The organism is Aureimonas ureilytica (assembly GCF_001475935.1).
Lineage (GTDB): Bacteria > Pseudomonadota > Alphaproteobacteria > Rhizobiales > Rhizobiaceae > Aureimonas > Aureimonas ureilytica_A.
Genome location: NZ_LDQA01000006.1, coordinates 39,930 through 51,049, shown reverse-complemented (window position 1 = coordinate 51,049; position 11,120 = coordinate 39,930). Strand labels below are relative to the sequence as shown.

The 11,120-nt window shown below is 66.3% G+C and carries 11 protein-coding genes; all 11 read left to right on the top strand.

The window, feature by feature from the left end:
* Positions 1-254: hypothetical protein (locus NS365_RS24755; RefSeq protein ID WP_206612111.1), on the top strand; the 254-nt coding region annotated here is incomplete at its 5' end.
* Positions 255-305: 51 nt separating this feature from the next.
* Complete coding sequence (locus NS365_RS01915; protein ID WP_058598591.1) at positions 306-1,565, top strand: Hsp70 family protein; 1,260 nt, start codon at positions 306-308, stop codon at positions 1,563-1,565.
* Positions 1,566-1,957: 392 nt separating this feature from the next.
* Positions 1,958-2,212, top strand: coding sequence for a DUF2798 domain-containing protein (locus tag NS365_RS01905; protein ID WP_058598589.1), 255 nt, complete (start codon positions 1,958-1,960; stop codon positions 2,210-2,212).
* Positions 2,213-2,315: 103 nt separating this feature from the next.
* Positions 2,316-2,744 (top strand): GlcG/HbpS family heme-binding protein, encoded by a 429-nt coding sequence (locus tag NS365_RS01900; RefSeq protein ID WP_058598588.1) that lies wholly within the window; start codon positions 2,316-2,318, stop codon positions 2,742-2,744.
* Positions 2,745-2,839: 95 nt separating this feature from the next.
* Complete coding sequence (locus NS365_RS01895) at positions 2,840-3,442, top strand: ANTAR domain-containing response regulator (RefSeq protein ID WP_058598587.1); 603 nt, start codon at positions 2,840-2,842, stop codon at positions 3,440-3,442.
* The gene (locus tag NS365_RS01890; RefSeq protein ID WP_058598586.1) at positions 3,439-4,626 is read left to right on the top strand and encodes a CmpA/NrtA family ABC transporter substrate-binding protein; all 1,188 of its coding nucleotides are present in this window, start codon (positions 3,439-3,441) and stop codon (positions 4,624-4,626) included. The genes NS365_RS01895 and NS365_RS01890 overlap by 4 nt, the downstream gene beginning before the upstream one ends.
* 472 nt (positions 4,627-5,098) lie before the next feature.
* Positions 5,099-6,409 carry a CmpA/NrtA family ABC transporter substrate-binding protein gene (locus tag NS365_RS01885; RefSeq protein ID WP_058598585.1) on the top strand — a complete coding sequence of 437 codons (1,311 nt, stop codon included), beginning with the start codon at positions 5,099-5,101 and terminating at the stop codon, positions 6,407-6,409.
* 78 nt (positions 6,410-6,487) lie between these two features.
* The gene (gene ntrB / locus NS365_RS01880; protein WP_058598584.1) at positions 6,488-7,393 is read left to right on the top strand and encodes a nitrate ABC transporter permease; all 906 of its coding nucleotides are present in this window, start codon (positions 6,488-6,490) and stop codon (positions 7,391-7,393) included.
* A gap of 32 nt (positions 7,394-7,425) precedes the next feature.
* The gene (locus NS365_RS01875; protein WP_058598583.1) at positions 7,426-8,226 is read left to right on the top strand and encodes an ABC transporter ATP-binding protein; all 801 of its coding nucleotides are present in this window, start codon (positions 7,426-7,428) and stop codon (positions 8,224-8,226) included.
* 78 nt (positions 8,227-8,304) lie between these two features.
* Positions 8,305-10,761 (top strand): nitrite reductase large subunit NirB, encoded by a 2,457-nt coding sequence (gene nirB, locus NS365_RS01870; protein WP_058598582.1) that lies wholly within the window; start codon positions 8,305-8,307, stop codon positions 10,759-10,761.
* On the top strand, positions 10,758-11,111 hold the full coding sequence (nirD, locus tag NS365_RS01865; protein WP_058598581.1) for a nitrite reductase small subunit NirD: 354 nt from the start codon (positions 10,758-10,760) through the stop codon (positions 11,109-11,111). Before nirB ends, nirD begins: the two co-directional genes overlap by 4 nt.
* Positions 11,112-11,120 lie beyond the last annotated feature (9 nt).

Below are 11,120 nucleotides of genomic sequence, written 5' to 3'. Positions count from 1 at the left end.
AGAACATCATTGCCGCTCGTCGCACCCGCCATGTCACCCTCGATTTCATCATACGATCTGATGATTCTCAGAGAGCCGCCTCTCTGTTGGGTGAGAGCCTTACGTCACAACTTGAAAGCGACATAAGAATTCATTCACCGAATTTCATCCAAAGGATTCACGTCTTCGTGATCCTGACGCGAACCTGCCGCATGGTCTCCCCGCGCTTCCCTTGTGCGGTGCAATGCGCTATCTCGGCCGCCCGTTTGCCATGAGCCCCGATGCCGCCCGCCGGCGTCGGGGCCTTCGTTTTGCGAGCCGCCTCCATGTCCCGTCTCTTCCCCGGCCTCGACTTCGGCACGACCAATTCCACGCTCTCGCTCTGCGCGCCGGGCGGGGCGCCGCGGCTTCTGCCGGTGGAGGGCGAGCACCTGACGATCCCTTCCGCGCTGTTCTTCAGCCTGGAGGACGGGCACACCTATTTCGGGCGTCAGGCCGTGTTCGAATATGTGGACGGGGCGGAAGGGCGCTTCATGCGCGCGCTCAAAAGCATTCTCGGCTCGACGCTGATGAAGGAGACGACGCAGGTCGGGCGCGAGCGCATGACCTTCGAGGACCTGATCGGGCGCTTCCTGAAGCATCTGCGCCAGACGCTGGAGCGCGAAACCGGCGAGGAGGCCGACCGCATCGTGCTCGGCCGCCCCGTGCGCTTCGTGGACGAAAGCGACGAGGCCGATCGCGCCGCCGAAGGCCAGCTGGAATCGGCGGCCCGCGCGCAGGGCTTCCGCCATGTGGAGTTCCAGTTCGAGCCGGTCGCCGCCGCGCTCTATTTCGAGAGCACGATCAACGCCGAACAACTGGCGCTGGTGGTGGATATCGGCGGCGGCACGTCGGACTTCTCGCTTCTGCGCCTGTCGCCCGAGCGCGCCCGCTCGACGGACCGCGCGGACGACATTCTGGGCACGACGGGCGTGCATGTCGGCGGCACGGATTTCGACCGGCTGCTCAACATCGCCAAGATGCAGCCGCTGCTCGGCCTCGGCTCCTCGACGGCCGACGGCAAGCGCCTGATGCCGGTCTGGTATTTCAACGACATGGCGACCTGGCACCGGATCAACACGCTCTATACGCCCAAAATCCTCTCCGACATCCGCGCCCTGCGCAAGGAAGCGGCCGAGCCGGAGAAGCTCGGGCGCATGGAGCATATGCTGACGCACCGCTCGGGCCACCGCCTGGCCGGCGCGGTGGAGCGCGCCAAGATCGCGCTGTCGGACGAGGCCGAAACGCCGATCGCCCTGAAGGAGCCGGGCCTCGCCTTGGAAACGCAGGTGACGCGGGCCGAATTCGAGGCGGCGACGGCTGAACTCGTGGCGCGGATCGAGGGCGCGATTGGCGAGGCCCTGGCGCTCGGCGGCATCGGGGCCGAGGCGGTAAACACGGTGATCCTGACCGGCGGCGGCGCGCAGGTGCCGGCCGTGCAGATGGCTGCGACGCGTCGCTTCCCCCAAGCGCGCATCGCCCATGCCGACGCCTTCGGCTCGGTCGGCCTCGGGCTCGGTCTGGACGCGGCGCGCCGCTTCGCGTGAGACGCAGGCCGGGCATTTCGAGCGGTCAGGTCACGAGGAATGCCGTTTTGCGAACCGAAGTCCGGCCGGCGGAACCCAGCCGGTGCGAAGAGACACCGGCAAGGCTTGGGCAAACGGGCATAGGATCGGGCGCATCACGACGCGGCGCTGAATGCTCACGAGGCGATCAGGCTCGCCCGTCGCGGTGGCGTCGTGACCGTGCAAGGCCCCACGCGCTGCGGCCCGCAAGGCGCTGTCGAACACCCTTTGCAAGACGCAAGCCTCGTTCGCCGCGCTTGACCGCAGCGTCATGTCATGAAATGGTTTCTTCGTGCATCCGCTCCGTAAGCGTTAACGTCAACCAACGCTCACGCTGGCCTTCGCCGTTCCGGCAGGCCGCAAGGAGTGTTGTCATGCCTGCTTTTCGCAAGCTTCCCACGCGCTATGCCTCGATCGTGGTTCCGTTTCTTCTCTCGATTATGATGTGCGGCGTGGTGTCGGCCATTTCCACGGCGCGCGCGCTCGGCCTGTCAGCCGATCTGCCCGCCCAATGGATGAAGGGCTGGGGCCTCTCCTGGCTCGTGGCTTTCCCGACGCTTCTCGTCGTCATGCCGCTGGTGCGCCGTCTCGCCGGCTGCCTCGTGGAAAGCCCCGCCGCGCGCTCTTGACTCGTACGCGGGAGCGTCATGCGCTCCCGCCTGCCCGCCGCGAGGATTTGCGAGCCGAGCCAGCCCGCGTTAGGACAGGCCTCCACCAAGGAGAGGCCGTTTCATGACGACGCTGACGCTCGACACCGCCCGCACCATCATCGCCGCCGCGCTCGCCAAGGGCGCGGAGCTGAAGCTGAAGCCGCTGACCGTCGCGGTGCTGGATGCCGGCGGCGCGCTGGTCGCGCTGGAGCGGCAGGACGGCGCCTCGCGGATGCGGCCCGACATCGCCATCGGCAAGGCCAACGGTGCGGTTCAGATGGGCATGGGCTCGCGCGCCCTGTGGAAGCGCGCCGAAGAGCAGCCCTATTTCATCCAGTCGATGAACGCGCTGGCCGGCGGCTCGCTCGTGCCCGTACCGGGCGGCGTGCTGATCCGCCAGGATGGCGCGATCCTCGGCGCGGTCGGCATCACCGGCGATACGTCGGACAATGACGAGACCGCCGCCGTCGCCGGCATCGAGGCCGCCGGCTTGACCGCCGACAAGGGCTGACACCGTTACGAACCGGGCGGTGTGGCGATGATTTTCGCCGCGCCGCAGCATATCGACCCTTGCCTCATTTGCCGGCTTGCGCAAAACATGGGCATATGGAGCCGAGCGCGCTTGCCGTTCTGATCGTCGACGAAAACCGGGCGCGGGCCGCCATCATCGAGGATGGGCTGCGTGAGGCCGGGCACGCGCGCGTGCATGTGGTCACAGCAATGAACGGTCTCGTGCGCGAGATCGAGCAGTTCCGGCCCGACGTGATCGTGGCCGATCTCGAAAATCCCAATCGCGACCGGCTGGAGCAGTTCTTCCAGGTGTCGCGCAGCGTCCAGCGCCCCATCGCCATGTTCGTGGATCGCTCCGATGCGGCCTCTATGGAAGCCGCGATCTCGGCAGGCGTCTCGGCCTATGTCGTGGACGGGCTGAAGAAGGAGCGCGTGAAGGCGATTCTCGACATGGCCGTCCTGCGCTTCCACGCCTATTCCCGGCTGGAGCGAGAACTCCACGAGGCGCGCTCGGAACTGGCCGATCGCAAGATCGTGGAAAAGGCCAAGGGCATCCTGATGCAGCGCCGGGGCCTGAGCGAGGACGAAAGCTACCGCCTCCTGCGCCAGACCGCGATGAACGAAAAGAAGAAGCTGGTGGAGATCGCGCGCAGCATCGTGACGGCGGCCGATCTTCTCGGCGGCGAGGTGAAGCGATGAGTTCGACCCCCTCCTCCCTGCCTGCGGTACGCTTGGGCTTCATTCCACTGGTGGACGCGGCGGTGCCGATCACTGCGGCGGCGCTCGGGCTCGACCGCGCGGAAGGGTTGCGGCTCGATCTCGTGCGAGATGTCTCCTGGTCCAATATCCGGGACCGGCTGGCCTTTCGCCAGTTCGACGCGGCGCATCTTCTGGGGCCCATGGCGATCGCCTCGCAACTCGGCCTCGGCTCCAATCCCTATCCCGTCATCGCCCCCTTCTCGCTTGGGCTCGGCGGCAATGCGGTGACGCTGTCGCTCCGATTGTTCGAGGAGATGCGCGAGGCGGCGGGCGAGGCGGATCGCGACGAGCCGGCCGCCCATGCGCGCGCGCTGGCCCGGGTGGTCAGACGGCGGGCGGCGGCGGGCCTGCCGTCGCTGACCTTCGGCGTGACCTATCCCTTCTCCTCGCACAATTACGAATTCCGCTTCTGGATGGCGGAAGCCGGGATCGACCCGGATCGCGACGTGGCCATGACCATCGTCCCGCCGCCGCTGACGGTAGACGCGCTGCGCTCGGGCGCGATCGACGGGTTCTGCGTCAACGCGCCCTGGAATGTCAGCGCGGTGGAAGCGGGCGTCGGGCGCATTGTCGCCGTCAAGGCCGACATCTCCCTCGCTTCGCCGGAAAAGGTGCTGGGCATCAGGCCGGACTGGTGGGCCGCGAACGCGGACTTGGGCGCGGCGCTTCTGCGCGCGCTGCGGCGCGCGGCGCTCTGGTGCGACCAGCCGGAGAACCGGGCAGAGCTGGCGTCGATCCTCGCGCGGCCGGAGCATCTGGGCAGCGACCCCGCCTCGCTGGCCGCGATCCTTGCCGGCGATCTCGCGGTGAGCCCGGAGGGGACGCGCCGCAACCTGCCGAACTATCTGACCTTCCATGGCGGCGAGGCCAATCGCCCACGCCCCTCCGAGGCGCTCTGGGTCTATAGCCAGATGGTGCGCTGGGGGCAGGTGCCTCTGGCCAACGAGTTCGCGCGGCGCGCCGCCAGCGCCTTCCGGCCCGATCTCTACGACGCCGTGTTCGGGGATTCACGTGAAACCAGTTCGGCGGGCGACCTGACGCCCGGCACAATCGCGGCCTATGTCGACGGCTTCACGATCAGACGCCGGCCGGACGACAACTCTTCGCAGGACTCGCCAGAATAACGCCCGGCTGGAAGGCACCCCGAACGAGGAGGTCTCGATGGTTCAGATCCGCCGAGACACCCAGGCTTGGCGTTGACCGGCGAGCCGATCGTTCGATCGCCGCTCCTTCGGCGGACTCCGCTGCTTTTCGAACTGCCTTTCATTTCCTCGTGCTGCACATGCGAAGGGCATCGACGGGAAGCAGTTTAAAACCCCTGTAAACTGGGCCTCGTGAGGCGATTGCCTGTTTATTGGGCGTGCCGCCATGCTGAACATTTGGACTTTCCAAACTCCGGTCCTTCCGCTTCAATAAGCCTCAGACCCGCCAAGGACGACGGGCCGAAAGACGCTTCCCGAGCGAAGCATCCGCGAAGACATCGACGTCGCGCGTTCTGCCGCCTCCCCATTCCCGATTGTCGGGGAGGCTTCAGACGGCGGCGTTTTTTCGTTTTTCCCCTTTGCATCCGATACGAGCTTTCACCGGAGGAATGGCATGTCCGACATCTCGAAGACTGGCATCAACCGTCGGCGCTTCCTTCAGGGCTCGGCGGCCAGCGCGGGAACGGCGGCGCTGTTTTCAGCCATCGGCGCGAGCTTTCCGGGCGGCGCCTTTGCGCAGACGGCAGGCCCCGAAACCACGAAGGCCATTCTCGGCTTCATCGCGCTGACCGACGCCTCGCCGCTGATCGTCGCCAAGGAAAAGGGCCTCTTCGCCAAGCACGGCATGGCGGATGTGGAGGTGGTGAAGCAGTCCTCCTGGGGCACGACGCGCGACAATCTCGTGCTCGGCTCGGCGGGCTCCGGCATCGACGGCGCGCATATCCTGACGCCCATGCCCTATCTCATGAGCGCGGGAAAGATCACGCAGGGCGGCCCGGTGCCGATGCAGATTCTCGCCCGCCTCAATCTCGACGGGCAGGGCATTTCGATCGCCAACGCCTTTGCCGATCTGAAGGTCGGGCTGGACGCCGGCGTGCTGCGCGAGAGCTTCGCCAAGGCCAAGGCCGCCGGCAAGACCTCAAAGGTTGCCGTCACCTTTCCCGGCGGCACGCACGATCTCTGGATGCGCTACTGGCTGGCCGCCGCCGGCATCGACCCGAACACCGACGTCGAGACCATCGTCGTGCCGCCACCGCAGATGGTGGCGAATCTCAAGGTCAACACGATGGACGCCTTCTGCGTGGGCGAGCCTTGGAACGAGCAGATGGTCGGCCAGAAGATCGGCTTCTCGGCGCTGACCACAGGCGAACTCTGGAACAACCATCCCGAAAAGTCGCTCGCCATGCGCGCCGACTGGGTGGCGGCCCATCCCAACAGCGCCAAGGCGCTGACCATGGCCGTCCTGGAAGCCCAGCAATGGTGCGATAAGGCCGAGAACAAGAAGGAGCTGGCCGAGATCGTCGGCAAGCGCGCCTGGTTCAACGTGCCGGCCAAGGACATCGTGAAGCGCCTGTCGGGCGAATACGACTACGGCAACGCCCGCCCGGTGGTCGAGAATTCGCCCCATATCATGAAGTTCTGGCGCGACAACGCCTCCTACCCGTTCAAGAGCCACGACCTCTGGTTCCTGACCGAGGACCAGCGCTGGGGCTACCTGCCGGCCGACGCCGACACGAAGGCCTTGGTGGAAGCCGTCAACCGCGAGGACATCTGGCGCGCGGCGGCCAAGGATCTGGGTGTCGCGCAGGCCGAGATTCCCACCAGCACCTCGCGCGGCGTCGAGACCTTCTTCGACGGCAAGAGCTTCGATCCGGCCAACCCGTCCGCCTATCTCGAAAGCCTCTCGATCAAGCGCGTCGCCTGATCCCTGCCGGGCGGCCCGCTCGAAGAGGCCGCCCCTTCGTCTTTTTAGCTTTGATCCGCCCGATGGCGCGAGGGTTCCATGTCCCAGACCGTTTCCAAGCTGCCTGCCGCGAAAGCGCCCGCCCCGGCCACCGCCGGCACGAAGGCCAAGATCGTCGCCCTGCCGCGCCCCCGCGCCTCGTTTGCGGCCGTGGCGGGTCGCCGGGTCCGCGAGATGGCCGCCAACATGCTGCCTTTTCTCGTCACGCTCGCCGTGCTTCTGGGGATATGGGAAGTCATCTGCTCCCAGCCGGGCGCGGCCCTTCCCGCGCCGACCCAGATCCTGTCGGACAGCTGGGACCTGATCGTCCATCCGTTCTACGTCAACTCAGGCAATGATGTCGGCCTCGGCTGGCAGATCTGGGCAAGCCTCCAGCGCGTGGCGGTCGGTTATGCGATCGCCGTCGTCGTCGGCATCTCGCTCGGGACGCTGGTCGGCCAGTCGACGCTCGCCATGCGCGGTCTCGACCCGATCTTCCAGGTGCTGCGCACCGTGCCGCCGCTCGCCTGGCTGCCGCTGTCGCTCGCCGCCTTCAAGGACGGCCAGCCCGCCGCGATCTTCGTGATCTTCATCACCGCCGTCTGGCCGATCATCATCAACACGGCGGTCGGCATCCGCAACATCCCGTCCGATTACCGCAATGTCGCGGCCGTGCTGCGCCTCAACGGCCTCGAATTCTTCGCCAAGATCATGCTGCCGGCGGCCGCCCCCTACATCTTCACCGGGCTTCGCATCGGCGTCGGCCTGTCCTGGCTCGCCATCGTCGCGGCCGAAATGCTGATCGGCGGTGTGGGCATCGGCTTCTTCATCTGGGACGCGTGGAACTCCTCCTTGATCTCCGACATCATCGTCGCGCTCGCCTATGTCGGTGTGGTCGGCTTCGTGCTCGACCGGATCGTGGCCCTGATCGGCCGCCTCGTCACCCGCGGCACCTCCGCCGCCTGACGCCTCTCCCCTCAGACTCGGAGCGAACCGCCATGACCCCCAAGCCGTTCCTGTCCATCGAAGGCGTCGATATGACCTTCAAGCGCGGCAGCGCCACGACCAATGTCCTGAAAGGCATCGACCTCACGGTCGCCAAGGGCGAATACATCTCGATCATCGGCCATTCCGGCTGCGGCAAGTCCACGCTTCTCAACATCGTGGCCGGTCTCACCATCGCCACATCAGGCGTCGTCCTCCTGGAGGATAAGGTGGTGGACCAGCCGGGGCCGGACCGGGGCGTGGTGTTCCAGAACCATTCGCTCCTGCCCTGGCTCACGGTCTATGAGAACGTGGCGCTCGCCGTGGACAAGGTGTTCTCGCGGACCAAGTCGGCGGCCGAGCGGCGCGAATGGGTCATGCGCAATCTGGAACTGGTCCACATGGGCCATGCCAAGGACAAGCGCCCGAGCGAGATTTCGGGCGGCATGAAACAGCGCGTCGGCATCGCCCGCGCGCTCGCCATGGAGCCGAAGATCCTGCTTCTGGACGAGCCCTTCGGCGCGCTGGACGCGCTGACCCGGGCTCATCTGCAGGATCAGGTCATGCAGATCCAGAACGATCTCGGCACCACGGTCATGATGATAACCCATGACGTGGACGAGGCCGTGCTCCTGTCGGACCGTATCGTCATGCTGACCAACGGCCCCTCGGCGCGGATCGGCGAAATCCTCGACGTGCCGCTCGCCCGCCCGCGCGACCGCATCAAGCTCGCCACCGACGCGACCTATCTCAAGTGCCGGCAGGCGGTGCTGAAGTTCCTCTACGAGCGCAACCGCTTCGTGGAAGCTGCGTGACGCTTCCCTGACCGCCCGGCGCGCCACCGACGCCGCGCCCGGCCTCCTATCTCACCTTTCCTTCTCGGGATGAGAATCATGACCCAGAAACTCGTCGTCGTCGGCAATGGCATGGCGCCCGGCCGCATGTTGGAACATCTGTTCGAGGCCGCCCCTGGCGCCTATGAGGTGACGATCTTCAACGCCGAACCCCGCGTGAACTACGACCGCATCATGCTGTCGCCGGTTCTCTCGGGCGAAAAGCAGTTCGACGACATCGTGATCCATGGCGACGGCTGGTACATCCAGCACGGCGTCACGCTCTACAAGGGGCACCGGATCGTCTCGATCGACCGCGCGGCCAAGACGGTGACGTCGGACCATGGCGTGACCGAATCCTACGATCATCTCGTCATCGCGACGGGCTCGACGCCGTTCATTCCGCCGGTTCCCGGCAAGGACCTGCCCGGCGTTCTCGCCTATCGCGATCTGGACGATGTGGAGGCGATGATTCTCGCCGCGCAGAGCCGCGCCAAGGCCGTGGTGATCGGCGGCGGCCTGCTGGGCCTCGAAGCGGCCGCCGGCCTGCGTGCGCAGGGGCTGGAGGTCACGGTTCTCCACCTGATGCCGACGCTGATGGAGCGACAGCTCGACCCCGCCGCCGGCTATCTCCTCCAGCGCGCGCTGGAAAAGCGCGGCATCGAGGTGATCTGCAACGCCAACACCGAGAGCATCCTCGGCACGGAGAAGGTGGAAGGCGTCCAGCTCAAGGACGGGCGCGTCATCCCCGCGACGCTGGTGGTCATGGCGGTCGGCATCCGCCCCTCGGCGGGTCTGGCGAAGGAAGCGGGTCTGGCCGTCGGACGCGGCATCCATGTGGACGACCAGCTTCTGACCTCCGACGAGAACATCTCGGCGCTCGGCGAATGCGTGGAACTCGACGGGCGCGTCTACGGCCTCGTCGCCCCGCTCTATCAGATGGCCGAGATCGCCGCGCGCCGCCTCGCCGGCCAGGCGGGAGAAGGCTTCCGCCATTCCGACACGCCGACCAAGCTCAAGGTCACGGGCATCAATCTCTATTCCGTCGGCGATTTCGCCGATGCGCCCGACCGCGAGGAGATCGTGCTGCGCGACGCCACGGCCGGCGTCTACAAGCGCCTTGTCCTGCAGGACAACAAGATCCTTGGCGCGGTTCTCTACGGCGAGACGGCCGATGGAGGCTGGTTCGCGGACTTGATGAAAAAGCAGTCCGACATCACCGAGATGCGCGACACGCTCATCTTCGGCCAGAGCTATCAGGGAGGGTCCCCGCTGGACCCTATGGCGGCCGTTGCAGCCTTGGGCGATGACGCAGAAATCTGCGGCTGCAACGGCGTCTGCAAGGGCAAGATCACCGGCACCATCACGGCCAAGGGCCTGACCACGCTGGACGAAGTGCGCGCCCACACCAAGGCGTCCGCCTCCTGCGGCTCCTGCACAGGGCTGGTCGAGCAGTTGATGAGCGTGACGCTCGGAACCAAGTTCAACGCCCAGGCCGTGAAGCCCATGTGCGGCTGCACCGATCTCGGCCATGGCGATGTCCGCCGCCTGATCCAGGCCAAGGGGCTGAAGAGCATTCCGGCCGTGATGCAGGAGCTGGAGTGGAAGACCTCCTGCGGCTGCGCCAAGTGCCGCCCCGCGCTGAACTATTACCTTTTGGCCGACTGGCCGGGCGAGTATCAGGACGACAAGCAGAGCCGCTTCATCAACGAGCGCGTCCACGCCAATATCCAGAAAGACGGCACCTATTCCGTCGTGCCCCGCATGTGGGGCGGCATGACATCATCCGCTGAATTGCGCGCCATCGCCGATGTCGTGGACAAGTTCGCGATTCCCGCTGTCAAATGCACGGGCGGCCAGCGCATCGACATGCTGGGCGTGAAGAAGGAAGACCTGCCCGCCGTCTGGGCCGATCTCAACGCCGCCGGCATGGTGTCCGGCGCGGCCTATGCCAAAGGCCTGCGCACGGTGAAGACCTGCGTCGGCTCCGACTGGTGCCGCTTCGGCACGCAGGATTCCACCGGCCTCGGCATTCGGCTCGAAAAGTTCATGTGGGGCTCCTGGACTCCGGCCAAGCTGAAGCTCGCCGTGTCCGGCTGCCCGCGCAACTGCGCCGAGGCGACCTGCAAGGACATCGGCGTCATCTGCGTGGATTCGGGCTACGACATCCACTTTGCAGGCGCCGCCGGGCTCGACATCCACGGAACGCAGGTCCTCTGCCATGTGGACACGGAGGACGAGGCGGTTGTAGTGATCGCGGCGCTGACCCAGCTCTATCGCGAGCAGGGCCATTATCTCGAGCGCATCTACAAGTGGCTGAAGCGCGTCGGCATGAACTCGATCAAGGCCGCGATCGTGGACGACGTCGAAAAGCGCCAGCACTATTTCGAGCGCTTCGTCTACTCGCAGCAGTTCGCGCAGATCGACCCTTGGGCTCAGCGCGCGTCGAAGGGCGTCGCCGCCCACGAGTTCAAGCCCATGGCCGACATCACCCCCTTCCGCGAGGCCGCAGAATGACTCCCGTTTCCGACTGGGTGGCGATCGGCCGCCTCGACGACATTCCTCGCCGCGGCGCGCGCTGCGTCAACTCCCCGCTCGGGCGCATCGCCGTGTTCCGCACGATGGACGATAAGGTCTTCGCCACGGAAGATCGCTGCCCGCACAAGGGCGGCCCGCTCAGTCAGGGCATCGTCCATGGCGGCTCCGTCACCTGCCCGCTCCACAATCAGGTCATCGCGCTCGACACCGGTCTCGTCCAGGGACCCGATGAGGGGCAGGTGCGTACCTTCCCGGTGCGTGTCGTCGAGGGCGGCGCGCTGGAGCTCCTGATCGAGCGGGTCAGCGCCTACGCGATGGCGGCGGAGTAGGAGAGACCC